General features: G+C 59.7%; 35 protein-coding genes and 1 pseudogene. 20 read left to right on the top strand and 16 right to left on the bottom strand.

Annotation, left to right across the window (positions count from 1 at the left end):
* The first annotated feature begins 14 nt into the window (after window positions 1-14).
* The gene (locus N8A98_RS06775; RefSeq protein ID WP_262170164.1) at window positions 15-2,426 is read left to right on the top strand and encodes a glycosyl hydrolase family 28-related protein; all 2,412 of its coding nucleotides are present in this window, start codon (window positions 15-17) and stop codon (window positions 2,424-2,426) included.
* Window positions 2,427-2,471: 45 nt separating this feature from the next.
* Window positions 2,472-3,398, top strand: coding sequence for a glycoside hydrolase family protein (locus tag N8A98_RS06770; protein WP_262170163.1), 927 nt, complete (start codon window positions 2,472-2,474; stop codon window positions 3,396-3,398).
* On the opposite strand, the gene N8A98_RS06765 is transcribed toward N8A98_RS06770, so the two are convergent.
* Complete coding sequence (locus N8A98_RS06765) at window positions 3,384-3,560, bottom strand: hypothetical protein (protein WP_262170161.1); 177 nt, start codon at window positions 3,558-3,560, stop codon at window positions 3,384-3,386. The genes N8A98_RS06770 and N8A98_RS06765 overlap by 15 nt on opposite strands.
* A gap of 102 nt (window positions 3,561-3,662) precedes the next feature.
* On the bottom strand, window positions 3,663-3,854 hold the full coding sequence (locus N8A98_RS06760) for a hypothetical protein (protein ID WP_262170160.1): 192 nt from the start codon (window positions 3,852-3,854) through the stop codon (window positions 3,663-3,665).
* A 117-nt stretch (window positions 3,855-3,971) separates the two neighbouring features.
* On the opposite strand from N8A98_RS06760, the gene N8A98_RS06755 reads away from it, so the two are divergent.
* From N8A98_RS06755 to N8A98_RS06675, 17 genes are all read left to right on the top strand, one after another.
* A complete protein-coding gene (locus N8A98_RS06755) occupies window positions 3,972-4,493 on the top strand; it encodes a M15 family metallopeptidase (protein ID WP_262170158.1) in 522 nt (173 codons plus the stop codon).
* Complete coding sequence (locus tag N8A98_RS06750) at window positions 4,493-4,852, top strand: hypothetical protein (RefSeq protein WP_113122361.1); 360 nt, start codon at window positions 4,493-4,495, stop codon at window positions 4,850-4,852. Before N8A98_RS06755 ends, N8A98_RS06750 begins: the two co-directional genes overlap by 1 nt.
* Window positions 4,849-5,244, top strand: coding sequence for a hypothetical protein (locus N8A98_RS06745; RefSeq protein ID WP_262170156.1), 396 nt, complete (start codon window positions 4,849-4,851; stop codon window positions 5,242-5,244). Before N8A98_RS06750 ends, N8A98_RS06745 begins: the two co-directional genes overlap by 4 nt.
* Before the next feature lie 76 nt (window positions 5,245-5,320).
* A complete protein-coding gene (locus N8A98_RS06740) occupies window positions 5,321-5,449 on the top strand; it encodes a hypothetical protein (RefSeq protein ID WP_262170155.1) in 129 nt (42 codons plus the stop codon).
* Window positions 5,449-5,793 carry a hypothetical protein gene (locus N8A98_RS06735; protein WP_262170153.1) on the top strand — a complete coding sequence of 115 codons (345 nt, stop codon included), beginning with the start codon at window positions 5,449-5,451 and terminating at the stop codon, window positions 5,791-5,793. The genes N8A98_RS06740 and N8A98_RS06735 overlap by 1 nt, the downstream gene beginning before the upstream one ends.
* A 122-nt stretch (window positions 5,794-5,915) precedes the next feature.
* The gene (locus N8A98_RS06730) at window positions 5,916-6,584 is read left to right on the top strand and encodes a S1C family serine protease (protein ID WP_262170152.1); all 669 of its coding nucleotides are present in this window, start codon (window positions 5,916-5,918) and stop codon (window positions 6,582-6,584) included.
* 57 nt (window positions 6,585-6,641) lie between these two features.
* Window positions 6,642-7,118, top strand: a complete 477-nt coding sequence (locus N8A98_RS06725) for a DUF5662 family protein (protein ID WP_262170151.1) — start codon at window positions 6,642-6,644, stop codon at window positions 7,116-7,118.
* Window positions 7,119-7,185: 67 nt separating this feature from the next.
* Window positions 7,186-7,923 carry a hypothetical protein gene (locus N8A98_RS06720; RefSeq protein ID WP_262170150.1) on the top strand — a complete coding sequence of 246 codons (738 nt, stop codon included), beginning with the start codon at window positions 7,186-7,188 and terminating at the stop codon, window positions 7,921-7,923.
* Window positions 7,920-8,135: a hypothetical protein gene (locus N8A98_RS06715; RefSeq protein ID WP_262170149.1), complete on the top strand. Its 216-nt coding sequence runs from the start codon at window positions 7,920-7,922 to the stop codon at window positions 8,133-8,135. Before N8A98_RS06720 ends, N8A98_RS06715 begins: the two co-directional genes overlap by 4 nt.
* On the top strand, window positions 8,132-9,385 hold the full coding sequence (locus N8A98_RS06710) for a helix-turn-helix domain-containing protein (protein WP_262170148.1): 1,254 nt from the start codon (window positions 8,132-8,134) through the stop codon (window positions 9,383-9,385). The genes N8A98_RS06715 and N8A98_RS06710 overlap by 4 nt, the downstream gene beginning before the upstream one ends.
* On the top strand, window positions 9,382-9,570 hold the full coding sequence (locus N8A98_RS06705) for a hypothetical protein (RefSeq protein ID WP_262170146.1): 189 nt from the start codon (window positions 9,382-9,384) through the stop codon (window positions 9,568-9,570). Before N8A98_RS06710 ends, N8A98_RS06705 begins: the two co-directional genes overlap by 4 nt.
* The gene (locus N8A98_RS06700; RefSeq protein ID WP_262170144.1) at window positions 9,567-9,977 is read left to right on the top strand and encodes a DUF4031 domain-containing protein; all 411 of its coding nucleotides are present in this window, start codon (window positions 9,567-9,569) and stop codon (window positions 9,975-9,977) included. Before N8A98_RS06705 ends, N8A98_RS06700 begins: the two co-directional genes overlap by 4 nt.
* Window positions 9,974-10,222, top strand: coding sequence for a hypothetical protein (locus N8A98_RS06695; protein WP_262170142.1), 249 nt, complete (start codon window positions 9,974-9,976; stop codon window positions 10,220-10,222). Before N8A98_RS06700 ends, N8A98_RS06695 begins: the two co-directional genes overlap by 4 nt.
* Before the next feature lie 106 nt (window positions 10,223-10,328).
* Window positions 10,329-10,547, top strand: coding sequence for a hypothetical protein (locus N8A98_RS06690; RefSeq protein WP_262170140.1), 219 nt, complete (start codon window positions 10,329-10,331; stop codon window positions 10,545-10,547).
* Between the two features lie 170 nt (window positions 10,548-10,717).
* Window positions 10,718-11,245: a hypothetical protein gene (locus N8A98_RS06685; RefSeq protein ID WP_262170138.1), complete on the top strand. Its 528-nt coding sequence runs from the start codon at window positions 10,718-10,720 to the stop codon at window positions 11,243-11,245.
* A gap of 2 nt (window positions 11,246-11,247) precedes the next feature.
* Entirely contained in the window at window positions 11,248-11,985 is a 738-nt protein-coding gene (locus tag N8A98_RS06680; RefSeq protein WP_262170136.1) for a deoxynucleotide monophosphate kinase family protein, read from the top strand.
* Between the two features lie 1,635 nt (window positions 11,986-13,620).
* Window positions 13,621-13,773, top strand: a complete 153-nt coding sequence (locus N8A98_RS06675) for a hypothetical protein (RefSeq protein WP_262170134.1) — start codon at window positions 13,621-13,623, stop codon at window positions 13,771-13,773.
* Between the two features lie 355 nt (window positions 13,774-14,128).
* Here the strand turns inward: N8A98_RS06675 and N8A98_RS06670 are convergent, their stop codons facing one another.
* The 13 genes from N8A98_RS06670 to N8A98_RS06610 all read right to left on the bottom strand — a co-directional run bounded on the left by N8A98_RS06670 (window position 14,129) and on the right by N8A98_RS06610 (window position 21,548).
* Window positions 14,129-15,241 (bottom strand): RNA ligase, encoded by a 1,113-nt coding sequence (locus N8A98_RS06670; RefSeq protein WP_262170132.1) that lies wholly within the window; start codon window positions 15,239-15,241, stop codon window positions 14,129-14,131.
* A 169-nt stretch (window positions 15,242-15,410) separates the two neighbouring features.
* Window positions 15,411-16,364: a phosphatase domain-containing protein gene (locus tag N8A98_RS06665; RefSeq protein WP_262170130.1), complete on the bottom strand. Its 954-nt coding sequence runs from the start codon at window positions 16,362-16,364 to the stop codon at window positions 15,411-15,413.
* A gap of 27 nt (window positions 16,365-16,391) precedes the next feature.
* Window positions 16,392-16,679 (bottom strand): hypothetical protein, encoded by a 288-nt coding sequence (locus N8A98_RS06660; RefSeq protein WP_262170128.1) that lies wholly within the window; start codon window positions 16,677-16,679, stop codon window positions 16,392-16,394.
* Window positions 16,680-16,750: 71 nt separating this feature from the next.
* Window positions 16,751-17,038 (bottom strand): hypothetical protein, encoded by a 288-nt coding sequence (locus N8A98_RS06655; protein ID WP_262170126.1) that lies wholly within the window; start codon window positions 17,036-17,038, stop codon window positions 16,751-16,753.
* The gene (locus N8A98_RS06650) at window positions 17,038-17,244 is read right to left on the bottom strand and encodes a hypothetical protein (RefSeq protein WP_262170124.1); all 207 of its coding nucleotides are present in this window, start codon (window positions 17,242-17,244) and stop codon (window positions 17,038-17,040) included. Before N8A98_RS06650 ends, N8A98_RS06655 begins: the two co-directional genes overlap by 1 nt.
* Window position 17,245: 1 nt before the next feature.
* Window positions 17,246-17,524 carry a hypothetical protein gene (locus tag N8A98_RS06645; protein ID WP_262170122.1) on the bottom strand — a complete coding sequence of 93 codons (279 nt, stop codon included), beginning with the start codon at window positions 17,522-17,524 and terminating at the stop codon, window positions 17,246-17,248.
* Between the two features lie 305 nt (window positions 17,525-17,829).
* A complete protein-coding gene (locus tag N8A98_RS06640; protein WP_262170120.1) occupies window positions 17,830-18,075 on the bottom strand; it encodes a hypothetical protein in 246 nt (81 codons plus the stop codon).
* The gene (locus N8A98_RS06635) at window positions 18,072-18,317 is read right to left on the bottom strand and encodes a hypothetical protein (RefSeq protein WP_262170118.1); all 246 of its coding nucleotides are present in this window, start codon (window positions 18,315-18,317) and stop codon (window positions 18,072-18,074) included. Before N8A98_RS06635 ends, N8A98_RS06640 begins: the two co-directional genes overlap by 4 nt.
* Window positions 18,318-18,365: 48 nt before the next feature.
* Complete coding sequence (locus N8A98_RS06630) at window positions 18,366-18,584, bottom strand: hypothetical protein (protein ID WP_262170116.1); 219 nt, start codon at window positions 18,582-18,584, stop codon at window positions 18,366-18,368.
* Window positions 18,585-18,595: 11 nt separating this feature from the next.
* On the bottom strand, window positions 18,596-18,946 hold the full coding sequence (locus N8A98_RS06625) for a hypothetical protein (RefSeq protein WP_262170114.1): 351 nt from the start codon (window positions 18,944-18,946) through the stop codon (window positions 18,596-18,598).
* Between the two features lie 301 nt (window positions 18,947-19,247).
* Window positions 19,248-20,030, bottom strand: a complete 783-nt coding sequence (locus N8A98_RS06620) for an amino acid ABC transporter ATP-binding protein (RefSeq protein ID WP_262170112.1) — start codon at window positions 20,028-20,030, stop codon at window positions 19,248-19,250.
* The gene (locus tag N8A98_RS06615; protein ID WP_262170110.1) at window positions 20,027-20,707 is read right to left on the bottom strand and encodes an amino acid ABC transporter permease; all 681 of its coding nucleotides are present in this window, start codon (window positions 20,705-20,707) and stop codon (window positions 20,027-20,029) included. The genes N8A98_RS06620 and N8A98_RS06615 overlap by 4 nt, the downstream gene beginning before the upstream one ends.
* Window positions 20,708-20,780: 73 nt before the next feature.
* Window positions 20,781-21,548 carry an amino acid ABC transporter substrate-binding protein gene (locus N8A98_RS06610; protein ID WP_262170108.1) on the bottom strand — a complete coding sequence of 256 codons (768 nt, stop codon included), beginning with the start codon at window positions 21,546-21,548 and terminating at the stop codon, window positions 20,781-20,783.
* A 291-nt stretch (window positions 21,549-21,839) separates the two neighbouring features.
* Between N8A98_RS06610 and N8A98_RS06605 the strand changes: the two genes are divergently transcribed.
* A complete protein-coding gene (locus tag N8A98_RS06605) occupies window positions 21,840-22,910 on the top strand; it encodes an LLM class flavin-dependent oxidoreductase (protein WP_262170106.1) in 1,071 nt (356 codons plus the stop codon).
* A 22-nt stretch (window positions 22,911-22,932) separates the two neighbouring features.
* On the opposite strand, the pseudogene N8A98_RS06600 reads toward N8A98_RS06605, so the two are convergent.
* Window positions 22,933-23,270: pseudogene (locus tag N8A98_RS06600) on the bottom strand (DUF3088 domain-containing protein).
* Window positions 23,271-23,309: the final 39 nt, after the last annotated feature.

Below are 23,309 nucleotides of genomic sequence, written 5' to 3'. Positions count from 1 at the left end.
TTGGAGCCCCCGAAGTGGCACTGTCTATCGATCAAGTTTATCGCGACTGGAATACCCCGTCAGTCCCCAGCAGCGGCGACTGGGAACCAAAGAAGCCAGAAATTCGCGCACTGCTAAAGCAAATTCAGAACAGTGGCGGCCTCTCGGTAACCCGCAACACGTTCGCAGCGCTGTCTGGTGTTACGCCGCCCACCGAAAGCTACATGGGCATCGTTCTCGATGATCCCGATGCGACGAAGAATGGCTACTACAGTCGGGTAGCTGCTGCTTGGGTTTGGGAACGCGGTTTCCCGGACACGGTTGCCCAGGTCGTGCTGTCGGGCTCTGGCACGGTGCAGACTGGCGCCGTTGGCGCAGGCGTCAATCCCGCGTCCACTGAAATCTTCTTCGCCAAGGTGGTCACTCCGAATACAAGCGCCCTAACGCTGTCCATTTCGGGTGGGGCCGCGCGCTCCGTTGTGAACCTTGCGGGCAACCCGCTTACCGCCGGCGAGTGGACCGGGATGGTGATGTTCTACCTGAACGACACCAACCAGTATCAGCTTTTGATCGATGCAGGCGCCGCGGCCGCGGCAGCCCAGAGTGCTGCCGACGCAGCCAGTGCCCAGGCGGCAGCTGAGGCGGCCCGCGATGCCGCCGAAGGCGCTGCAGAAACCGTCGTGGTGGCGCGCTATAACTCCAAGGCCGGCGTTGAAGTTGCAACTGTCGATTTGGCCGTAAAGTCCATAGAACTGACCGGCTACTATGCAGGTGGTGATGGCGGGCGATCCCTATATCGCCGAGTCGCCGTTCAGCCAAGCCATGCAGGAAAAATCCGATCAACTGATCGTTTCATGCCAGACGGATCAACCAACGCCGGTAACGGTGGCTGGTGGGAAATATCTGAAGGCGGGATGGTCAACCTTCGCCAGTTCGGCTGCAAATGCGATGGCACCACTGATGATTCTGCCGCGTTTCAGGCGTGCGTCGACTATGCATTTCCTCGCGGAATCGGCGTTATCATTCCGTCTGGGTCAACTCGTATCACGACCAAGATTAGTAGCACCTACCCCGTCTATCTAGTTGGCGAGAGAGTGAGCCAGTTTGAATGGCCGGCATCGACCTATTATCGCTATGGGTCTGTGATCGTCTCTGAGGTGCCGAGCACTTATGCGCTTGATTTCGGTGCCGCCCCCGGCAGTTACGCACCAGGGACAACCATGCGGGATTTCAAGATCATCGCAGAGGGCGCCGCACTTTCCAGTCCGGGGTCTGGTATCCGCCTGAGCCGCGGTGGGTGGGATGGTCAGATCGATGATGTCGTAATCCAAGATTTTCCACTTTATGGCCTGACGTTCGACTACATGCAGGACATGAAGATCAGCGGTCTATCAATTATCAAGTGCGGGACCAAGGGTGTAGCGGCGTCGCTTTTTATTACCGGTGCCGGTGGTGGCGGATCGAGCAACATTCTTGTGTTCGATCGCCTGCACATCGAAGACACTGAATTCATGATGTACCTTGATACGAATACCAACAATGTGGTGTTCAATGGGGCACACTTTGAGTGCGGTGAGTACCCGCCTGAACCTTGGCTACCTGAGGGTCATTATACCGAATTTCCAACGATCGACGTTATCAACGGGCTTTCCATAGACTTCAATGATTGCGTCTTTGGGTTGAATTCGGTCGAGTGGGCGTCAATCGAGACAGGCGTACCAGAAGCCAATATCGACTACGGCGTCAAGGTCGGCGGTGTGGGTATTCGCTTCAATCGGTGCGGATTCTTCGAGCGTGGGTCTGATCGTTCACAACGCCCTTTGTATATCGATGGCACCTTTTGTGAAGTGAATTCGTGCGAATTCCGCAACATCAACACTGACAAGAATTCGATCGTTCTTTCCGGTGTGAAGATCAAGGATAGCTACTTTCAATACTCGGATAGCGGCACAGCAACATTCGCCGGAATCTTTGTGTCCAACTGCGACATCGAGGGCAACACCTTTTATGCGGACAATGCTGCCGGGCCGACGAAGACGGTCGGTTACATAATTGAGAACGGCGAAACCCCATCTAAGCTTGGGGACAACGCATTCAATGTGTCGAAGTTTTTTCGCAATCATACGCCAAACATGATCGCCAAAGGGAGTCCGTCCAAGGTTTTTGTTAATGCTGATGGCGTTACGGCGATCGACCTGTTGAAGTATCCAGTTGCGCCCATTTTTGTCTATACAACTACAGTTTCCGTCGCTAGCGCAGTGGGAGCAGTTTTCGGTCAGGAGGTGATCTTCATCAACAAGGGCGCTGGGACCGTTACGTTGGCGAGCGGGAGCACGGGGGTTGGGTTTTTAAGGGGAAGTGTCAGCGGGGCAATCGGCCCTACTTACACACTCACGCTTAGAGAATTTGGCGCTGGGTATCTGCATGAGACTGCTAGAAGCTTCTAGCCGTCAATAGCTTGAAAAAAAACTGCGACCGGCCTAAAAGCGAACATGACGCTCAAATGGAACAAGCTTGGCCATGTATTTGCTCAAGATGGCTCATTGCCTTGGGCGGTTGACTCCGCGCTAACTCCGACGCCATACGCGATTCGCGAAGATGAAATTCGTGTATATGCGGGATTCCGAGACGGCGAAGGTATAAGCCGTATCGGTTATGTTGACGTTAGCGCGAGCGACCCTCAGAAAGTGCTGCGAGTCTCCAAAAGGCCAGTCCTCGACAGGGGAAGGGACGGTTGTTTTGATGACAACGGCGTAATCTTGGGCGATGTGGTAAGAGTGGGCGTTAAGCTCCGTATGTACTATGTTGGTTTTCAACTGGTTAAACGAGCTAAGTTTCTCGCGTTCTCAGGAGCGGCAGAAAGCTCGGACAACGGAGAGACTTTTCAGCGTCTCTCTGAAGCGCCGGTGATGGATAGAGTGCACGGTGCTACAGCGATCCGAGCCATACACACCGCTCTTCAGGAAAACGGCGAGTGGCGAGTGTGGTATGCAGTGGGTGACGGATGGGAGTTAATCGCAGGCAAGCCCTTCCCGCAGTATAATATCTGGGCGACAACATCTCCAGATGGCCTTACCTTCACTCGACCTGGCACGCTATGCGTGGATAATGAGGGTGATGAGTATCGGATCGGGCGGCCGTCCGTTTACCGGCACGGCCGCGGCTATATGATGTTTTACACCAAGGGCACCAAAGGCGGGGAAGACTATTTCCCTGGCGTGGCGTTCTCAGTCGATGGTGTTAGGTGGGAGCGCCGTGACGAAAATTTCGGGCTTGAGCTTTCTTCCGAAGGGTTCGACTCGCGCCACCTTTGCTACCCCAGACTTGTGCATGCCGGGGGGCGGACCCTTTGCTTCTACAATGGTAACAACATGGGTGCAGAAGGGTTCGGTGTGGCTGAGCTCTTACAGGCTGTCTAGAATATAATCCCTATCGATCTTCTTAACCTGAAGCAGATCACCCACCTTGTCTCCGTCTCTTAACGCAGCAAGGGCGGCCTTGGCATAGCGCTCCGCGTCAGTGGTACCGGCACCGGCAAGCTCGATGGCTTTGGCGACCTTCGCCGCTTCGTTTTGCATCAAATCTTGATCCCCTCATGAGTGTGACAACTAATATCTGGTGTCTCATCTTTTTTTGCAATGGGTCGAAATCTGTCTCGCTGAACCCGGTAATCTGTCTTTCTCTCAATTCGGCCAGTTGTTCCCCCTCTCGACTCTACCCGCCTTGAAATGCTCCAGCGCCGCCGTAAACCGCTGCCCCACAAGCTCAACCGTCACGATCTGCCGGCCAGCGATATCCAGCTCATCGGCCACCCGCGCAACCTTTAGCCAGACCTGTATTCGGTCGCCTTCGCGGACTTCTAGTTTCTTCGGCATTTGAGCCTCCTATCCCAACAAGCAGGGTAGCGGCTCAAAGTTCCCACATCATCTCGCGTAGCTCGGCCAGCCGGCACTGACTCACGACCTTCTAACCCCCATATTGAGGAGCCTACCATGGCAAACTGGCCCAACAAGGCCGGGATGTACGCCTTCTATGGCAATCCCGATTCCAACAACGATGGCGCTCGCGACCCTAAGTGGCAGGCCGAAAATCTAACGACGATCGTCCCGCCCTACGCAATGGTCCTGGCGTGGGACGGCAATGGCGACGGCAAGCTTAACGACCCCGTCCGCAAGATCACTGTACACAAGAAATGTGCGGCAAGCCTTCTCCGTGCGCTCACCGCGATCAAGACGAACTACGGCACGCAAGCCAACATCGAAGCCGCGCGCATGCACCTGTTTGGTGGCGTAGACAACTTCCGCAAGAAGCGCGGGCAGAACGGACTGTCGGTCCACGCTTTCGCAGCGGCTATCGATCTTGACCCTGCCCGCAACGGCTTTGGTGTGAAGTACGATCCGGAAAAAGGCATGATGCCCAAGGCAGTGGTCGACATCTTTGCGCGCGAAGGTTGGGTGTGGGGCGGTCTCTGGAGCAAGGCTGACGCCATGCACTTCCAGGCGGCTGCCGTCTAATGGCACGTCGAACCCGCACGCCTGCGGTAACATTCGCCACTGCTGACTTCGAATGGTGGAGGCGCCGGATAGCCATTGCTGGCGTCCTCATCTTTTGCGCCCTGGTGGTCGGCTACCTCACCATCTGGGGTAATGACACCATCCTGCATAGAGACATAGCGAACGGGCTCATCCTGTTGGCCGGCTCCACTCTTGGATCCTACGTGTTCGGGGCGGTCTGGGACGACGGAAACAAGCGCAAGGCCATTGTCGATGCGACAGACATCGCCGTGTCGGCTGGTTTGCCACCCGACGCCGCGATCACGACCGCAACCACCACCGTTACCACAACGGCACCACCCGACGGAGAAGCCGCATGATCAAAATCATAGCCAGCCTCCTGGGCGGCAGTACGCTCGCGGCGTGGGCGGTTGTCGCCCTGCTGGGCCTTGGCGCCGTGGGCGGTGCCTACTGGTACGCGCGCGGGCAGGGGTACGAACAAGCCACGGTAGAGTGGTCGCAGAAGTACACGGAGCGGGAAAACGAGCTCCAAAAACTGCGCATGGCTGAGCTCGACCGCCAGGCGCAGGCCAACGACAAGGCCAAGGCTAACGAGGCGGCAAGGATTGCGCAGTTGCGCAGTGAACTATCCGAAATGGAACGACAACTACAGGAGCAGTCCCATGAGGCTGATATCGATCCCAATGCTGATCGTGTTGGCCTTGGCGCTGACAGCGTGCGCAGGATCAACCGCATTGGTGGCGCCACCTGACCGACCGCGACTTGCCGCGCCGGATTCGTATGCAACTCAGCAGTGCGTGCCGCCGTCAGGCTTGCCGGAGGGCAGCATGACGCAGCGCGATATTGAACGGTACTGGGGGCGCGATAGGTTGTCGCTGGTGGACTGCGCCAAGCGGCACGCCGAACTCAATCGTTATATTGCCGAGCGCGACTCTGGCTTGCGGGGTGGTGCGTAATGGATTGGGGTGTAGTTCTTCAAATTGTGAGCGCCTGCCTTGTCGTTCTTGGCCTTTTCATCGGCGGCTTCTGGCGCATGTGGGGCCTGATTAAGGACGTTAGGTCAGAGGCAAACATTCGCGGGGAAGCAGCCGTGGCTCTTGCGAGTACAATTCGCACGGAGTTGCATGCGCATCAGCTTCACGTGAGCGCCACCTATGTGAGCAAGGAAGGGTTGCGCGAGCAAACCGGCCAGATCATGAGTGCAATCGAGCAGGTTGGAACGCAAATCGCCAACATGAACGGGCGGATTGACCGTATGTTGGAGCGACCGTCAACGTCGCCGAGGTCGCGCACCACATAACGAATCCTTGATTTGCACCGTCCGCAAGCCTCTAAATCGCCATCCATAGCACATTTACAATAAGCGCATTCGCTTATTTAGGCGCATGCTATTCACAGTTAAGCCCCTTTGGGAGACCGTGAATGGCTTATAGCAAGACGAGCTTTGTGGCTACACCCATATGGGACCAGTGGTGGTTTCCCGTGACCCTGCCTTCGGTCGCAGCATTGATTGTGCTTGCCCTGGCCAACGTCCTGTACGCACAGCCACCAGTAATCCCATCGTCCACCGTCAAGGTGGAACTAGAGAAGGGCCACGGCTCCGGCGTTCATATCGGTGACGGGTTGATCCTCACTGCTGCGCACGTCGCCCGCGAAGGTGCCGCTGTGCGCCTGAAATTAGACGACGGCACGTACCGAGACGCCGAAGTCCTGTGGTCCAGCACTGCCAGCGACATTGCACTGCTGCGCACGTCGCCCGCCGGCTTGTCATCCTCACCACTGTCCTGCGCTCCGCTCAAAGTCGGGCAGGAAGTTACGGCGCGCGGCAACCCGCTATCCGTCGAGTTCGTCACCACCTATGGCCATATTGTTGGCCCCGCCACCAAGCGCAGCGATTGGCTTGGTGTTGCCCCCGTAGACATGGTCATTCTGCCTGGAATGAGTGGTGGACCCGCGTTTAATTCCGCAGGCGAAGTCATTGGCATCAATGTCGCGCTTCTGACCCTGCCTTTGGGTGTGGGTGTGTCGGCTACGGGTATTGGCTTCATCGTGCCTGCTGAACAGATTTGCGGCCTGTTGGGTCGTAGTTGATATCGCGCCCTCACCAGAAATGGTGGGGGCGTTTTTTCGTTTTTGGGGAGATTGAATATGACCAAGGCTCAAATCGTTACACACAAGCACATCGCGCGCGTTCGTGAGCTTCTTGGCGGAGTTGCCATTGAGATGATCAAACGCGGCGATCGTCACGACGCTAGCAAGTTCTTGCCGATCGAAATGGAGCCGCTGGAGCGCATGCAAGCGGTCATCGACGCTGAAGGGCCTGCGCAGTTCGGCACGCCTGAATACAAGCGGCGCACTGGCATGCTTGGTGAGATGATCGACCACCATCGAGCGAACAATTCACATCACCCGGAACACTACCCCAACGGCATTTCTGGAATGGACCTGTTCGATGTGGTCGAGATGTTCTTTGACTGGAAGGCCGCAAGCGAGCGAGGCGAAGATTCCTGCATGCGTCTAGGCGCGGCTTGCGACAAGTACGGAGCTACCGGGCCGCTGCGGGACATCCTCTACAATACGGCTGCACGCCTGGGTTACATCGCCGACGAGCAGGTCGCAGCATGACCATCCCATCCGCAGCATATGAGCGTGCCGTCGCCCGGTCTGAAGGACGGGCCATTGGGGGGCGTCCATGAGCTTGCCCGCTGAACCATTGGGTGTAGCCGTCCTTGGCGGCTCAAACGGCGGCCCGCCTATCATCGACCCGGCAGACGCCTTCGCCAAGATCGACGACCTGTACGAAGAAGCAAAGAATTTCGCTGACGGCGAACCGATCACCACGCCGGAAATGGCGGAGGCCATCACGGCTCTGTTTGATGGCTTGCATGAGGCTGGCAAGGAAGCCGAAGCGCTGCGGGTCGCGGAGAAGGCGCCACTCGACACGCGAATCGACGCCATCCAGTCGAAGTACAACCCCTACGTCCAGCCCAAGAAGGGCAAGGTCGCCATGGGCAAGGATGCGCTCGGCGTCCTGCTCACTGCATGGCGCGTTGAACAGCAGCGCATTGCCGCCGCAGCGGCCGACAAAGCTCGCCGGGAGGCGCAGGCTCTGCAAGCCGAAGCCACGGCTGCGATGCAGGCCAGTGCGGGGAATTTGGCAGAACGAGAGCGTGCCGAGGAAATCATTGGCTTCGCCAAGGAGGCGGAGCGGTTCGCCGCGCGCAGTGAAAAAGCCGCGACTACCGGTACTGGCCTGCGGACCAAGTGGGTGGCCCGCCTCGAAGACGAAGAGGCTGCCTTGGGCTGGGCGTACGAGCGCTCGCCCGAACTGTTCACCGCCCTGTGCCAGCAAATCGCCGACGAGGCCGCCCGTTCGGGCGTGCGCACCATTCCCGGCTTTGCCGTGGTTGAGGAGAAGAAGGCAGCATGACCCGACCGAAAGACATTCCAGAAGATGTGTGGGCAGCGGCCTGCCAAGGCTCAATGGGGTACATGGCCGCCGGCGAGCCGGAGATGAATACAGCTTTGCGGGCGGCATTCGCCGGAGCTATCGCCGCAGAGCGTGAGCGTTGCGCGATGATTTCTGACTATGGAACGCCTCTTGGCTCCAAAATCGCAGCCGCAATCCGAGGAACACTATGACCACCATCCCCCACGAAACCCTCATCGAAACCGTGGCCTCCTACCGCGCCAACTTCGACAACCAGTCAGCGGCAGCTGCGGAGCTCGGCATTGCCCGCCAGACGCTGCAGAACCGGCTTCGGCATGCTGCAGAGCGCGGCTTGATGGGGCCGCAGGAGACGTTACCGGGGTATGCGATTAAGTCGATCGCCAGCAAGGCGGACGATGGCTCGTGGATCAAGCAGACCAAGGCTCCGGGTGAAGTGTGGGAGGTTCCCGCCGGCCACAGCGTCAAGGGCGTGTCGGCTCTTGTCGACGCCGAGGGGCGTGTGATCCAGCAATGGCAGAAGACATCTGCCGACAACCGCCCGAATGATCTGCGGGCAGCCATCGAAGCTGTGTTCGCCGACCATGTGCCAGCCGTACTAACCGCTGCTCCGGCGCATACGCTTGCCGACATACTGACGGTCTATCCGATCGTTGATGTCCATCTCGGTCTATATGCCTGGGCCAAGGAAACTGGCGTCGATTACGACGTGAACATTGGTCGCGACCAATTGCGCGGCGCGGTGCAGAACCTCGTCGGACGTGCCGCACCTAGCCAGACCGCCATCCTCCTGGATGTTGGAGATTATTTTCACGCGGACAACAGCCGCAACCAGACGGCGCGCTCTGGCAACCCGCTGGACGTCGATACGCGGTACGCCCGCGTGCTACAGGTCGGCTACGAGCTCGTGGTCGAGATGATCGAACTGGCCCTGCAGAAGCATGGCCATGTGACCTATCGCAAGCTGCCAGGCAACCACGACGACGAAACCAGCCTGATGCTTGCCATCTCCATTGCGGCGCACTTCCGCAATGAGCCGCGCGTGACGATCGACACCGACCCGAGCCGATTCTTCATGCGGCGCTTCGGAAAGGTGATGATCGGTGCCACGCATGGCGACATGCTCAAGATGGCCGACCTAGCGGGCTTCATGGCGACCAACTGGTCGCGCGAGTGGGGCGAGACCGAGTTTCGGTACGGATTCACTGGCCATATCCACCACGACCGTGCGCGCGTGGCCAATGGCGTCAAGGTGGAGAGCTTCAACACCCTTGCCGCAAAAGACGCATGGCACGCTGGTATGGGCTTCACGTCACCCCGTACAGCCGTCGCCATAACCCTGCATCGTGAGTTCGGGGAGGTGGACCGCCTGACTGTCTCTCTGCCGATGCTGGCCCGCCCTGTGGCCGCGAATGATAACGGCAAGATGGAGGTGGCGGTGTGAGCATCACAGTCAAGATCAGTCTGACGGAGACGAGCCAGGTTATCGAGCACGAGGCAAAGAACACCTACACCAAGGGGCCGTTCTTCTGCGTCTACGCGGTTGATGGGACGGTCTTCAAGTACCCGGTCGCCAATGTCTGGCGGGTTGCGGAGCAGTATGGCGACAGTGGGAGGCCGCAATCATGAGCGTCTATGTAGACGACATGGAAGCCGGCTTTGGCCGAATGGTCATGTGCCATATGTGGGCCGACACGCTCGACGAATTGTTCGATATGGTCGACGCCATTGGAGTGCAACGCAAGTGGCTTCAGCGTCCGCTGTCCGCAGCCACGGGACAAGACGCACGCTATCCGGAAGATGTCCGTTTGCTACGCGGCATGGATGCGTCGTGGGTACATTTCGACATCGCCAAGAGCAAGAAGATGGCGGCGCTAGAACGCGGCGCCGTCCTCACCGACCGCTTTGGCCCGATGGAACACGAAGCGCGGTTGATGATCGCAACTGGAGTGCCAGCGCTTGTGAATCGCGGTAACGCGAAACTGGAAATGGTGAATGGCGCCCGTGAGCGCCGCAGAGAGGAGTCTGCAGAATGAACATCGACGAACTGGAAATCGAAGTGCGCAAGCTGGTGCCAGAGGACGGCGACGTCCTGGTGCTGAAGTCATCCCGCCCCCTGCGCCGGGAGGTACGGATGCACTTGGCTGAGATGGCCAACCACTTGGGTCGGCGCCTTCAGAAGCACATCGATTGCATCATCTTGGATGATGGTCTCGACTTGGAAGTCCTTAAGACATCGCGGCTTGCCGATTTGCGCCCCAGCGGGCAGGTGGCAGCATGACAATTCAAAATGGTATTGCACTCCTGTGCGTCATCGGGGCAATCGCCCTTGGCGCCAATGGGCAGGAAGGGTGGGGCTGGTTCCTCTTTGCCGCGGTGTTGCTCGCATGATCTGGAACATCAAATCAAAAACCCTGCGCGCCATCGTGGCCTGGCTGTTCGCCGGACTCGCCGCAGTCGTCGTGCTGGCCCTGTTGCCAGTGGCAATCGTCTGGCTGGCCGCAGCCGGAATCGCGGCCGGTCTGCGTGCGGCTGTGGCCGACAAGGAGTGGTGGTCACTGTTCAAGCCCTGGTGGGCTGCGGCTCGCGGTAAGGAGGCGGTGTGATGCGATACGTGAGGAGCGCGGAGCCTACTTGGACTGTACCGGCATGGTCGGTCGACGCCCCCGCACGGGAGCATACGCAGGCCAGCAACGACAATGCACCCGAGCGGGAGCGATATACGGACGGCAATAACGCTGCATCATATACGGACGGCAATAGAACTGGCGACTGGATGCAGACATTCACCGGCCGCCAGTTCTGGCCGATGGATCCACGCGCGGCCGAAATCTTTATCGAGGATATCGCCCACTCGTTAGCGATGCAGTGCCGATATGCCGGCCACTGCCTGCGCTTCTACTCGGTGGCAGAACATGCCGTCCTGATGGCCCGCTGGTTCATTGCGCAAGGAATGCATGACGAGGCGGAACAGGCGCTGCACCACGACGATCCGGAAACCTATCTGGTCGACGTGCCGCGCCCGGTGAAGCCTTTCCTTCCGGGGTACAAGGATGCGGAACAGCGCGTCTGGCTCGCCGTTGCGGAGCGGTTCGGTTTGCAGCCGGTGTTGTCGGCGCACGTTCATGATGCAGATAGCCGTATCCTCGTCGACGAGATGACCCAAAACATGACCCCACCCTCCAAGCCGTGGAATATCCCGGCTGTTGGGCTGGGCGTGACACTGCAGTTCTGGACGCCGGAACAGGCGGAGGCGGAGTACTTGGCCACATACTGGTCTTTAGTGGAAACGAGGAGGCATTGAAGATGCTCGTACCAGAAAACGGAATGACGGTCGGACGAGTAGAGTTCGCACCTGATTACAACAGCGCCGCCAAGGCTGGCGGATATGTCCGCGTGTCAAGCTCGGATGCCGCTCAGGCCGGCGACAACACCTTTACGCGGCCATCTCGAATGAACGACCGAGCCTGGGAACAATGGCACCTTCCGCCGCTCACCGCTGCAAATGACAACGGCAAGCTGCCAAAGGTCGTCGCGCTCACGGGCCTAGCAGGAAGCGGCAAGTCCACGCTTGCCGACTATCTGATCGAGCGCCACGGCTACACGCGGGTGAAGTTCGCCGGGCCGCTGAAAGCGATGGCCCGCGCCATTGGTCTGGGTGAAGCGCATATCGAAGGCGATCTCAAAGAACTTCCATGCGCCATCCTTCAAGGAAAGACGCCGCGGTTCTTCATGCAGCAGCTCGGCACTCAGTTTGGGCGCGACACCATCGGCGAGGAGTTCTGGACTGGCCTATGGTCCGCGACGGCAAACAATATCCTGGACCACGGCGGGCGAGTCGTGTGCGACGATTGTCGATTCGACAACGAGGCGGAAATGGTGCGCCAGGTCGGCGGTGTGGTGCTATCCATTACGGGTCGCGGTGGCATTGCAGGCGGGCACGCCTCTGAACAAGGTGTTGATGCCGATGTTGTGTTGCACAATGTGGGCACGGTGACCGAGTTGCAGGCTCGGGCTGATGAGGTTCTTTTTGGTGGTTGGTGATACCCGATAGTGCATCATTGCGGTATGCTACGCAGATTAAGGTATCAGTAACAAGGCGCTACCCATAGGCATGCTTACCGCCACCACATAACGCCCCTTCCTCAAGGTTGGGGCGTTCGCACGTACATGTCATTTGCATGACAGTGTTCCTGTCTTGTTAACTACCCCAGAAATACCCACACGTATGGGATCACTTCGCGGGGGCGATAACAGCAGCAGGCCTTCATGATAACAGTGCCTCGCGTGCCTATTTCTGATGATCCAATAGAAATCCCTCCAATAATAGTTTCAGCCTGCCATTCCTGTCACTACCGCGCAAAGAGCCATGACGAAGCTTCAGAAATCCTTCGTGAAATAATTAAGACTGCCCACATGACTTCAATCAAAGGCGGCGGAACGTTGGTCACGGCTCGCATCGACATGGATACAACGATAAAATTCTGCCTGTGGGAGGTGGAGTGCGAAGACTGTGAGGACTCCGAAGGTATGGGCGACTCAGGGGAACCGCACAGCCAATGGGCCGATAAATGGCGGAAGCGCACAGGCACCCCTTAGACGCTCTGCACGCATCTGTTACCCGACAGCCAACCATACCACTTGCGTATGCCTCTCCTGGCTGCCATTCAACGCTTGGGCGTGAGAACCCGGACCGAAGATAGGCAGTGAGCGAGAGGCGTCGTCGCTTGCCGAAGTTATGCCCCTCGTGGGTCAGGTTGCGCATTGGCGTGCGCACCGTCCTGGCATTTGGCCGGGGGCGATGCGCCATGTCCAAGCTGCGGCTAACGCCGCGCCAAAAACCATCGGCATGTCTCTTCGGCATGTTCTCAACCCCCGGCTGCCGGCCGTTCCGGCGCCACTAAGTTGAGATGCCAATGAAGATCGATCGTCTGAATGAGGAAGCCGCGGTGCTTCTTAGTAGCCTAATTCAATCTACCCACATGACTGAGACCGACGGAGTTGATGCACTGTTGCATGCGCACGTGTCGGATGCCCTGTTGCGAGACCTACTTGAGTGGGCGGGGAGGGCCTCAACCCCAGAACGAGTTCCGCGTCAACGCAATAAAATAGCAGGAGCGGCCCGTTAGGGCAGCTTTTAGCTATGCATTAATTGTAGGTCATGTATGCTGTGGTCGGGCGTAGCAACCCTGACCTGGAATAAGCGGATACCCTTGGCGGGGTTCTCTGCTGAAGCGCAAGAGCCTTGGCGGGCTCGTAGGCGCAGAAGTAGCGACTTGGCGGTCGCTGCAACTCGGTATCGTCTATACCGGGGGCGGCACGCCATGTCCAGAGGATTCATCCTTAAAAGTGTGTCGGCTTGTCTTCCAGGCAGGTTGCTAACCCCCGGTTCCGATCCCGCTGATCGGAGCGGCCGTAGCAAGCCAAATCTGGAACGAAATCATGAAATCACCTAAAGACACGCAGCCGCCGTCCGAGACGCGCCCGACAACAGCACGCATTGCCGTTATGAGCTTCCCTGAAGATCCGGACCTGTCCGACCGCAAGGTTGTAGTCTACTTCTGCCCGCCAACTCGGCACTGATAGAAGGGCAAATGCGGCTCTCCCGGACGAGGCGCTGGGAGAGGTCTGGACTCCAATTCGCACTGGTGGCATAACCAGAACGAAAGGAGAACAACAATGCTGAGCATTGCTATCAAGCCATCACCAGCCGCGAACATCCGACGGCTGGCTGAGACTGGACTGGACGCAGCAGACATCCGTCAGGTGACGGGTTACAGCGCAGCCGAGATCAAGCGCGCCCTCGGCACTCGGCGCCCCATCAAGAAATGAGCATGACGCCTTCGCGGCGTACCCTGGAAAAGGTGACGCTGGCCGATCTGGTTGCCGATAACAGGATGTTCGTGGTGCGCTGCGCCCTGTGTCGCAGGCAGCGCGCGTACCTCGCCACAGACCTAGTGACGGTCTATCCGCCAGAGACGCCGGCCTACGGCATGTTCCGTTGGTGCTCTGCGTGTGGGAAGGGTGAGTGGGTGCAGGTGAGCATTCGCCTGCCCATGGCCGCCGATGTTGGGCGGCTACTGGTGCGGCGGCCACGCCAGAAGGTGGTCACTGTGTGGGAGGATAGTTGGTATGGGTAGCGGAAATAAAAGCACCCGCCTTGTGAGCGGGTGCGGGGTGGTATTGGCTAGAGTTCGAAACGGGCGCCGTGCAAGTGCCTGGTGGCATCGACGGCTGTCTGGCTACCAACCGCCTTCAATAATGCGCCCTTGACCGCCTCTGTGGCGTCAGTGCCTGCGCGGACCTGGAAGCATAGAGCCTTGCGCTCGGGTGCGACGGATAGCAGGTGCGCCACGGCGAATGTCTTCTGGTCGAGCGTTGCGCCGGCAGCAACATGGTCGGCAATGAATCGCGCGTTGAGTTGTATGCCAGCCTCGACTTCTGTTCGGTAGGTTTCCACCGCAGCGCGGTCTTCAGTCTCCAGCAGTGGAATAACGTCATCGAGCTCACCACGCAGTACCAATGCCAGTACGTTCTTCTCCTGCAGGATCGATTCCTTGGCCTTATGCTTGAGGACGTAATCATCGCCCTTGGCCTTCACCCACGTACCGTCGGCAAAGCGGATAACGAACCCTTCCTTGCCGGTGACTGCACGGGCGAAGTCGACGAACTCGGCGCCGGTGGTCCAACCTGGAGCCATCTGTGGAACTGGAGCCACACCCATGTCGGCAGCCCAATCCTCCACCTCACCGGCCGGAAGGTAGCATCCGGACACCGTCTCGCGGATGGCAAGCAGCGTGAGGCGCGAGTCCGAGTAGCGTACGACGATGCGGTTGTCTGGCGCCGTCCATTCGAAGATGGGGGTTGCGCCATTAAAAAGCAGCGACGAGCACACAGCCTCCAAGTGGTCGTCAATCAGCCGCTCAGCCTTGATCGCGTGGTCCGTGCGCCCCATGCGTGTCATGAACACCAGTGCCCCGTCGACGATGGCCGGGTGGATCATCGACCCGTCCATCTTCTCGGTGATGGTATGGGGCTGGTTGAAGTCCAGAACGTGCGCCTGTGTGGCTTCCCGCTCGTTGATGTTGAAGAACTTATGGAGAGGGCGCGCCAGTATCTCGCCGGAAGGCGCAAACTTGATGCCGCGGCATTCCAGTCGAATAGGATCGTCGAAGCTATCCACCAAGGCGAAGTTGTGGTCGATCACGGAATAGCCGTCGCGATGCGCGTGAACAAATTCCGAGCGGCCGACGATCGATGGCAAGACGTCGTCTAGGTGGCGGATGGTAGGGTGGGTCAACGGTTCATCTCCCGAACAATGTCGATAAGCTCTCGCATCTCTCCTTTGGCGTGACGCATGAGACTGTGCAGACGAGTGTCGATCTCGATTTTTCGGAGCGCTGCCTTGGCCTCGAATACCCCGCACTGGTGTTCGTCGCGATAAGCCCGCACATCTTCGCCCGTGAATCTCATGCTGCCACCTGCAGATCGGTTATGCGGGCGTCGACCACAGTGACCTGGGGCAGGCCGTCGCCGCGCAAGATGTCCTTCAACTGCGATTGGAAGCGCTGCTCATGGGCCTCGATGAGCGACTTGCCGTCAGCCATGACCACGCCAGCACGGCGGCCTGCGTCGCGGACCTTCAACGCCATTGGGCGGTTGACCACGACATAGCGAACGCCCACTCCTGCCGGCGCCAGAGCAACGCATGCCAAGCGGTCCTTGCGGCGCAGGTTGGTTGCGTCGATCGTCACCGGCAATCCGCACTCAAGCCGCGCACGTGCAAGCCGATGGAGCGCGACGAACACGTCTTCGTTTCTCGACTGGTCGCCCTCGCCACCGGTGTACAGCAAGCGCAAAGCGTCGCTCGAGATGACTTCCTCTGGGCGGCGTGCCGCTGCAATCCAACTGGACTTCCCGCCACCCGACGGTCCCACCATAATCGTTAGCAGCGGATCCTGCGTCGGCGGGATGATCTGCGCCGCATCTGTCTCCCAGTCGGCGATAACCTGGAAGCAAGCCAGCCCCTCGGCGCGCCACATATCGACGACCGACTGCCGGTCGTCATAGACTAGGTCGGGTCGCTCATCGGGGTGCAGGGCATGCAGCCAGGAGCGCTTGAGCTCAACATCGCGCGTGCTGTCGCCTGCGGGCCGCATGTTGACCAACAGGCGTGGGTCGATCTTCTGAGCGATCAACCAATCGACCGTCTCGGCGCGAACCTTGTCCGAGCGTGCTGACCAAATCTCGACACGGTGTCCTGCATCCCAATGGGCGTTGAGCGCTGCCACAACAGGAACATTCGGTAGGTCGTTGATGCACTCTGCGAAGAAGGCGTCATAGTTCCGATTGCCACCACGAACGTGGTGCACTCGGTGGCCGATGTCAGCCAGCGTTCCGTCCAGATCGAATACCACGAACATGCTAATCTCCATTTCAAGCGAAAACGCTTAATTCTGTTTACGGATCAACCCAGCCCAATGCAGCCGTCGCGCCACTTCCATAGGCACTTGGCCCGGCGCTGTACCGACCACGGCTGGGGCCATACAAATGGCTGCCAGGTATGCAGCGTCGACCTCATCATCCACGTCACCCGCGCCGTCCGCCTCAACCGTATCCCGCCAGAACGGCGCGCCCTGCAGCTTCGTGACTGCGGCTGTGGCGTTGGCGGGTGTGGGCACATCGATGGGGCGCGGCCGGCGGCGAGCGCGCCAGAGCAGGTATTGCGCTGCGGTCATGGGGAGTTCGCCTGGGGCGAGGCGCATACGGCGTGCGGGTGGTGTGGGTGTGGTGGTGCGGGGGAGTGGGGTCATGCTTTGAATCGACCTTCGGCTTGAGCGATGACAATCTCCGCCTGATCCTTGCGCTTGTGGCCCATCACATCGTCATCAAAGTGCTCGACCAGTTCCTTCAGCGCATCGAGCAAGTCCTCATACACGTTGTAGCGGTGCGCAATGTCGGAAAGCACTTGATCTGCGTCAATGCCCTCGCTGGCGTCCGTGTAAAAGTGACCAACATAGTCCTCGCCGATCATGAGGACGCCGTTTCCGCCCATGGCACCGCCTGCGGAGCCGTTCCAGTTCATCTTGCCGCCCATCACTTCCCACTCCCGGCTTCCCGCCCCTCTAGGGCTTCAATTCGATCCAGCAACGCACACACCACAGTTCCCACGTCCATTTCGACGTCTCGTGGGCTGTAGCTCTTAATCACCGCTGCGCCTGCGGCCTTTTGAATGCGGGCAACCTGCTCTTCGCGCCGCTGAAGCGCGGTTGGCGGTGATTCGTCCGGTTTAGCTGTTTTCATTTCACTTCCTCCCACTCGCCTTGCGGCGCTTCCATGTCTTGTGCGCCCGTTTCCCTGCGGGCACGGCGAAGCCGATGCGGCTGGGTGCGCGCCAATCCTTGGGCGGGGACGCCATGCCATCCATCACCGTGCGAAAGTCTTCGGCCGTCAGCCGGATCGGCTCATCGACCAGACCGAGATCGATCATGCCGCCGATGGACAGGTTGGCATCGCGCAGGCCGTATCCGGCAGCGTTCAACTTGCCTTCCACCATTTTGCCGTTCTCGTTTAGGTCGACCATCAAATCCTCCGTCCGGCTGTCAGCATCCAGGATATGACATCTCGCCCGGCATCTGTAGCAATCGCCAGTCCGTCTCTGCGGTCTATAAGGCCGGACTCGAACAACTTCGACCATGCAGCCGTCAAATCGAAAAACCTGTCCGGAGGCATATTGCATCCCGAGATGGATGTCCCAATGAGGACTTGCGCCTCATACGCGGTAAGGTTTCTTGTCATGGCCTGTTCGGTCATCATCTCTCTCCATCATCATCGCGTGGCCCGTGGTCCAGACGGGCAGGGGTTGAGGGTTCTAGGTGGTGGGTTGGTCTAGGTCGATGTGGGTGGTGATGGCTTGGCGCCAGAGTACTGGCCGCCATATGGACGGTAGAGGGACAGCACCCAGTCTTCCGTATACAGCTTGCGACAATGCTCGAGCACAGAATCCTCGCTGCCGATGCCGCGGGGATCCTCAACAAGGCTACCGCCTCCGTATAGCGTCGTATCGCCCAGCGGCAACTCCACGGCGCCGGTAACATGGTTACGTGCCACCACGATGATATGCGAACTGCTCATCCTACTTCCTCCCACTCGCGAGACAGCGCCTTAATTGCGCCGCTTGCATCCACCACCAACCGAACCTTTACTTCGTAGCCGTTGAGCGCGCGCACCACATTGAATGCCATGTCAGGGGTGAACACCGGCGTCAGGACATTGCAGCCCATCGTCTCGTCAAACTGCTCAACGATATCGACGATAGATTTGCCGTTGTGGTCCACCACAACCGCGTGGCCGTCCTTCTCGCGCATCTCGTACATCGTTCTCTCCTTCTGCGGGGCAGCCCGCTCGCCTCCGGCGTGGTGGCTCTATGCGATGACGGCGCCCATCCAGCGAACCACGCACCCGTTTACGCCGGGAGCCGGGACGCAGTGAACGATGCCATCTGCGTCGGTGACGCGGTGCGTCTGGCCACCCTCGCGGAACGCCACCTCTGCGGGCTGGTCGATCCTGTAGGTTCGCCCGCCGAAGTCGTATTCGCGCCACTGCTCGACGCCTGCTATCTTGATTGTCTTGAGGTCGCTCATGTCGTCTCCTGTTATGCGTAGGATGCGAAGTTGGAAGCATCTGGCGTCGGCAGCGCGTGCAACTCCATCACGCGCTCGGCGGTAGGCTGCCCGTCGTAGTCGATAGCGCAGGCGCGAGCACAGGCATCCAACTCAAAGAGAGGCTCACCCCACTCGCTAATGGCTACCGGTTCACCAAGCAGGTAGGTGGTAAACTCACACATCTTCGGTTCGCCCTTGCCATCGTTCGGTTTGGCCCAGCCGTAGCGGTGAAGCTTCGATTTGCTCCACACGGATATCGTCGGCATGTCGCCGGGCTTCGCATCCTTGCCGAAACTGGTGAGATACTTACCCGTGGGCTTGTGGAAACTCGTGACCGCCATCTTCTCTCTCCAACACCGGCCCTGCGCCGATGTCCAATCAATAGGCGAAAGCGCTTAAATGATCAAGTGGAAAAGTTCAGATAGGCGCTTAAATCTGGTGCGGTGCCAGACTCGCTTGGGCGTATTCTGGTTTGCAGGTGAAAGCTAAGCCATTGAAATTCAACGTGACCAAATACAGGTATTTGCTCAAAACATGAGTATAATCAATGACTTGCACCAGACTACGAATCTGGGGGTCAGGAGTTCGAATCTCTTAGGGCGCGCCACTTTTCTCACTGACAATTTTCCGACTTTAGCGGCCTTAGGGCCCCTTCGGCGCGTTGCCGCCGAGTTCCGGATGCTGCGCGGTCAGCGTGGAGATGAAGCGTTTCGTCCGCTCGTCCCTGGGGCTGCCGAACACTGATTTGGCCGGGCCGGCTTCCACCACTTCACCGCTTTCGAGAAACACCACATTGCTGGCAATGGTGGCGGCGAGACGCAAGTCGTGCGTCGCCATCAGCATGGTCGTGCCCTCGCGGGCGAGCTGGGCGAGCACCTCCACGACTTCGCCGGCCAGTTGTGGATCGAGCGCCGAAGTCGGCTCGTCGCAGAGCAGCACCTTGGGCGCGGGCGCCAGGGCCCGGGCGATGGCGACGCGTTGCTGCTGGCCGCCGGACAGGCTGGATGGCCAGGCATCGGCCTTGGCGGTCATGCCCACCTTCTCGAGCAGTTCGAGGGCTCGGCTGCGCGCCTGTTCGCGCGGCCATTTGAGCACTACCAGCATGCCCTCCATGACATTCTCTAGCGCCGTCAGGTGCGGAAACAGCTGGAAATTCTGGAACACCATGCCGGTCTTGCGACGTAGCGCCAAGATGGCGTCGCGGCTGATCTTATTGCCCGGGGCAAATTGGATTCTCGCATCGTCGATGCGGACCTCGCCCGATTGCGGCATTTCGAGCAGGTTGACGCAGCGCAGCAGCGTGCTCTTGCCGCTGCCTGAGGCGCCGATCAGCGCCGTCACGCCGCCCTCGGGCACGGCCACGCTGACGCCCTTGAGCACGTGATTGTCGCCAAAGCTTTTGTGGATGTCGCTCAGCGTGATCATGACGCAGCCTCGATGGAGCCGCCATAGCGCGAAAACCGGTGCTCGAGGCGCCCCTGCAGGCTGGACAGCGCCGAGCTGACCACCAGATAGATCAGCGCCACCTCGACATAAAGGATCAGCGGCTCATAGCTGGTGGCGACGATGCGCTGCCCGGCGCGGAACAGCTCAGGCACGGTGATCGCGGCGGCCAGCGAGGTGTCCTTGACCAGCGAAATGAACGTATTGGACAGCGGCGGCACGGCAATTCGCGTGGCCTGGGGCAGGATGGTGCGGCGCATAGCCTGCGGCCAGGTCATGCCGATGGAATAGGCCGCTTCCCATTGCCCCTTGGGCACGGCGAGCAACACGGCACGGATGATTTCCGAGGTGTAGGCCCCGACATTGAGAGTGAAGCCGATCAGCGCCGCCGGAAAGGCATCGAGCACGATGCCGACACTGGGCAGGCCGTAAAAGATCAGGAACAATTGCACCAGCAGCGGCGTGCCCCGGATGATCCAAACATAGAAGCGAACCAAAGCCGCCAGCGGCCAGGGTGCAAAGAGCCGCGTCACCGCCGCGAGGAAGCCCACGGCCAATCCCAGCGCAAAGGACAACAGCGTCAGCGGCACCGTGAACAGCAGGCATGCCCACAGCAGGGAGGGCAGCGCTTCGATCATCAGGGAAAGCCAGTGTGGCATCAGGCGATTTCCGTCATGCAAAAGGACCGGTCGATCATCGGCCGGTCCTTCGGGATACTACGCGTTCAGGCGCTTACTGCGAGACGTCTTCGCCAAAATACTTCTGGGAAATTTCGGCATAAGTGCCGTCGGCCTTGATCGTGGCCAGCGCCTCGTTGATCGCGGCCAGCAATTCGGGCTTGCCCTTGGCCAGCAGCACACCGGAGAAATCGGCATCGGCGGCGGTGGCGACCACTTTCACATTGGCGTCGGGCTGCTGCTTCTTGAAGTCGAAGAAGGACAGGCTGTCATTGATGGTGGCATCGGCACGGCCCTGGATGACCAGCGCAATGGATTGGTCGAACCCTTCGGTGCCCACCAAGGTCGCGCCATATTGTTCGGCCAGCTTGCCGAAATTGCTGGTCAGCGACTGGGCCGCGCTTTTGCCCTTAAGGCTCTCGAAGCTGGTAATATCGGTATTGTCGGCGCGCACCACCAGGGCCGCCTTGGAGGCGATATAGGGCTCGGAGAAATCATACTTGGCCTGGCGCTCGGCATTGATGCCGACCTGGTTGATGACCACGTCGTAGCGATTGGCGTCGATCCCGGCGATCAGCCCATCCCATGGCCCTTCGACGAATTCAGGCTCGACGCCGATCTGCGCGGCAATGGCGCGGCCGATTTCAACGTCAAAGCCCACCAGCGCCCCGCTGGCATCGTGGAAGGTGAAGGGCGCATAGGTGCCTTCGGTGCCGATGCGTAACACGCCCGCCTGCTTGACGGCGTCGAGCGCCGATTGGGCGAATACCGGCGTGGCGGTGACCAGCAAGCCGGCGGCGATCAGCACGTTCAAGAGTTTCATGAATCTTCTCCTTGTGGGGCCGGCTTATCTCCGGAACAGGCGCGGAAAACTGCACGTCCGGCGCCCAAGTTTCAACTGCTTGGATGGATGTTTTCTCCGAGCTCGCCGGCTCGATGCCCCCATGCTCCACTTGCCGCTTTATAGAGCCGGTTGTTGCCCAATTCGCTGCCCACAAAGATTGCCCACCAGCGCAAAGCAACGCTTCGTGCGCCCGCTAGCCAAAATGACGGGATCGCATCGGCGCCCTCAGCTAGCCTGCGCGCCCGATACTTTGGAGCGGCAAATCCCAGCATGACCGGCACATCCGAATTCCTGTGGTACATCCCCAATGACGTCAAAGCCGGCCACCGCGGCGATGCCGAAACCGCCGATCACAATAGCCTGCAAACCCTGACCAGCCACGCCAAAGCGCTGGAACACCATGGCTGGACCGGCGCCCTGCTGGGCACCGGCTGGGGCCGCCCGGATACGTTCACATTGGCCACGGCGCTGGCCGCGCGCACCACCACGTTCGAACCGCTCATCGCCATCCGGCCCGGCTATTGGCGGCCGGCCAATTTCGCCTCCGCTGCGGCAACGCTCGATCACCTGACCGGCGGCCGCGTGCGCATCAACATCGTCTCGGGCCAGGACAATCTGGCCGCCTATGGCGACGCCGAGGGCGACCAGGCCCATCGCTATGCCCGCACCAGGGAATTCATGCGTCTGGTGCGTCGCCTCTGGCGCGAGGAGAATGTCAGCTTTGACGGCGAGCATTTTGCCGTTGCCGGCTCCACTGTCGTGCCGCGCATTGCCGCGCGTGGCGAGCGGCTGCACCCCAAACTCTATTTCGGCGGCGCTTCCGAAGCGGCCGAGCGGGTGGCGGCGACCGAGGCCGATGTCCAATTGTTCTGGGGCGAACCGCTCGATGGTGTGCGCGAGCGCATCGAACGCCTCAAGGGCCTGAGCAAGACACTCGACCGCGACCTGCCGCCGCTCGAATTCGGGCTGCGTATCACCACACTCGTGCGCGACACGACGGCTGAGGCTTGGGCCGATGCCGAGGCCAAGGTTGCCGCCATGGCCGCCGGCAGCGGCACCAATTGGAACGACCACAAGCGCGCCACCGCCGTCGGCCAGCAGCGGCTGCTCGACCTGCACAGCCAGGGCGACGTGCTCGACGACAATCTCTATACCGCGCCCGGCAAATATGGCGGCGGTGGCGCCGGCACCACCTGGCTGGTCGGTTCAGCCGAAGATGTCGCCCGCTCGCTGCGCAAATACCGCGATCTGGGCATCACCCAATTCGTGCTGTCCGACACGCCCTACCTGCCCGAAATAAAGCGGCAGGGTGACCAACTCCTGCCCCTGCTGCGCGACTAGCCGGGGCAGGGCGGATTGCCCATCAATGCACCTTGGGGAAGCCGTGCCGCTCGGCCAGCAGCGCGAGAATGCGGCTGGTGTCATTGATGAAATATTGACCGCCTACCACCTTGGCGTCGGCCGGAGGATTATCGCCAAGCACCAGCACCGGCAGGCCCTGATTATCCTCGCCGATCAGATCGATCACCGGCTGGCGCGGCCGGGGAAACGGCAGGCGCGTGACCTCGAGCTTGGTGGCCAATTCGGGAAAACTGGCGAGGATGCCCTCGATCTGGTTGCAATAGGGGCAGATGAACGGGCCATCGTCCCGCTTGGGGTCGGTGAAGCCGGGGCAATGAGAAAAATTTTATCCTTGGCCATTCCAAATCCTGTTCGGCAGCTTCCGCACTGGCGAAAGCG

Origin of the sequence: Devosia neptuniae, assembly GCF_025452235.1 — a bacterium.
GTDB lineage: Bacteria > Pseudomonadota > Alphaproteobacteria > Rhizobiales > Devosiaceae > Devosia.
This window is presented reverse-complemented; position numbering and strand designations above follow the sequence as displayed.

Excerpts from the sequence above, each read along its gene's own strand:
- N8A98_RS06770 (WP_262170163.1), top strand. The coding sequence starts at position 2,472 with ATGACGCTCAAATGGAACAAGCTTGGCCATGTATTTGCTCAAGATGGC.
- N8A98_RS06760 (WP_262170160.1), bottom strand. The coding sequence starts at position 3,854 with ATGCCGAAGAAACTAGAAGTCCGCGAAGGCGACCGAATACAGGTCTGG.
- N8A98_RS06755 (WP_262170158.1), top strand. The coding sequence starts at position 3,972 with ATGGCAAACTGGCCCAACAAGGCCGGGATGTACGCCTTCTATGGCAAT.
- N8A98_RS06750 (WP_113122361.1), top strand. The coding sequence starts at position 4,493 with ATGGCACGTCGAACCCGCACGCCTGCGGTAACATTCGCCACTGCTGAC.
- N8A98_RS06745 (WP_262170156.1), top strand. The coding sequence starts at position 4,849 with ATGATCAAAATCATAGCCAGCCTCCTGGGCGGCAGTACGCTCGCGGCG.
- N8A98_RS06740 (WP_262170155.1), top strand. The coding sequence starts at position 5,321 with ATGACGCAGCGCGATATTGAACGGTACTGGGGGCGCGATAGGTTGTCG.
- N8A98_RS06735 (WP_262170153.1), top strand. The coding sequence starts at position 5,449 with ATGGATTGGGGTGTAGTTCTTCAAATTGTGAGCGCCTGCCTTGTCGTT.
- N8A98_RS06730 (WP_262170152.1), top strand. The coding sequence starts at position 5,916 with ATGGCTTATAGCAAGACGAGCTTTGTGGCTACACCCATATGGGACCAG.
- N8A98_RS06725 (WP_262170151.1), top strand. The coding sequence starts at position 6,642 with ATGACCAAGGCTCAAATCGTTACACACAAGCACATCGCGCGCGTTCGT.
- N8A98_RS06720 (WP_262170150.1), top strand. The coding sequence starts at position 7,186 with ATGAGCTTGCCCGCTGAACCATTGGGTGTAGCCGTCCTTGGCGGCTCA.
- N8A98_RS06715 (WP_262170149.1), top strand. The coding sequence starts at position 7,920 with ATGACCCGACCGAAAGACATTCCAGAAGATGTGTGGGCAGCGGCCTGC.
- N8A98_RS06710 (WP_262170148.1), top strand. The coding sequence starts at position 8,132 with ATGACCACCATCCCCCACGAAACCCTCATCGAAACCGTGGCCTCCTAC.
- N8A98_RS06700 (WP_262170144.1), top strand. The coding sequence starts at position 9,567 with ATGAGCGTCTATGTAGACGACATGGAAGCCGGCTTTGGCCGAATGGTC.
- N8A98_RS06695 (WP_262170142.1), top strand. The coding sequence starts at position 9,974 with ATGAACATCGACGAACTGGAAATCGAAGTGCGCAAGCTGGTGCCAGAG.
- N8A98_RS06690 (WP_262170140.1), top strand. The coding sequence starts at position 10,329 with ATGATCTGGAACATCAAATCAAAAACCCTGCGCGCCATCGTGGCCTGG.
- N8A98_RS06685 (WP_262170138.1), top strand. The coding sequence starts at position 10,718 with ATGCAGACATTCACCGGCCGCCAGTTCTGGCCGATGGATCCACGCGCG.
- N8A98_RS06680 (WP_262170136.1), top strand. The coding sequence starts at position 11,248 with ATGCTCGTACCAGAAAACGGAATGACGGTCGGACGAGTAGAGTTCGCA.
- N8A98_RS06675 (WP_262170134.1), top strand. The coding sequence starts at position 13,621 with ATGCTGAGCATTGCTATCAAGCCATCACCAGCCGCGAACATCCGACGG.
- N8A98_RS06665 (WP_262170130.1), bottom strand. The coding sequence starts at position 16,364 with ATGTTCGTGGTATTCGATCTGGACGGAACGCTGGCTGACATCGGCCAC.
- N8A98_RS06660 (WP_262170128.1), bottom strand. The coding sequence starts at position 16,679 with ATGACCGCAGCGCAATACCTGCTCTGGCGCGCTCGCCGCCGGCCGCGC.
- N8A98_RS06655 (WP_262170126.1), bottom strand. The coding sequence starts at position 17,038 with ATGGGCGGCAAGATGAACTGGAACGGCTCCGCAGGCGGTGCCATGGGC.
- N8A98_RS06650 (WP_262170124.1), bottom strand. The coding sequence starts at position 17,244 with ATGAAAACAGCTAAACCGGACGAATCACCGCCAACCGCGCTTCAGCGG.
- N8A98_RS06645 (WP_262170122.1), bottom strand. The coding sequence starts at position 17,524 with ATGGTCGACCTAAACGAGAACGGCAAAATGGTGGAAGGCAAGTTGAAC.
- N8A98_RS06640 (WP_262170120.1), bottom strand. The coding sequence starts at position 18,075 with ATGAGCAGTTCGCATATCATCGTGGTGGCACGTAACCATGTTACCGGC.
- N8A98_RS06635 (WP_262170118.1), bottom strand. The coding sequence starts at position 18,317 with ATGTACGAGATGCGCGAGAAGGACGGCCACGCGGTTGTGGTGGACCAC.
- N8A98_RS06630 (WP_262170116.1), bottom strand. The coding sequence starts at position 18,584 with ATGAGCGACCTCAAGACAATCAAGATAGCAGGCGTCGAGCAGTGGCGC.
- N8A98_RS06625 (WP_262170114.1), bottom strand. The coding sequence starts at position 18,946 with ATGGCGGTCACGAGTTTCCACAAGCCCACGGGTAAGTATCTCACCAGT.
- N8A98_RS06620 (WP_262170112.1), bottom strand. The coding sequence starts at position 20,030 with ATGATCACGCTGAGCGACATCCACAAAAGCTTTGGCGACAATCACGTG.
- N8A98_RS06615 (WP_262170110.1), bottom strand. The coding sequence starts at position 20,707 with ATGCCACACTGGCTTTCCCTGATGATCGAAGCGCTGCCCTCCCTGCTG.
- N8A98_RS06610 (WP_262170108.1), bottom strand. The coding sequence starts at position 21,548 with ATGAAACTCTTGAACGTGCTGATCGCCGCCGGCTTGCTGGTCACCGCC.
- N8A98_RS06605 (WP_262170106.1), top strand. The coding sequence starts at position 21,840 with ATGACCGGCACATCCGAATTCCTGTGGTACATCCCCAATGACGTCAAA.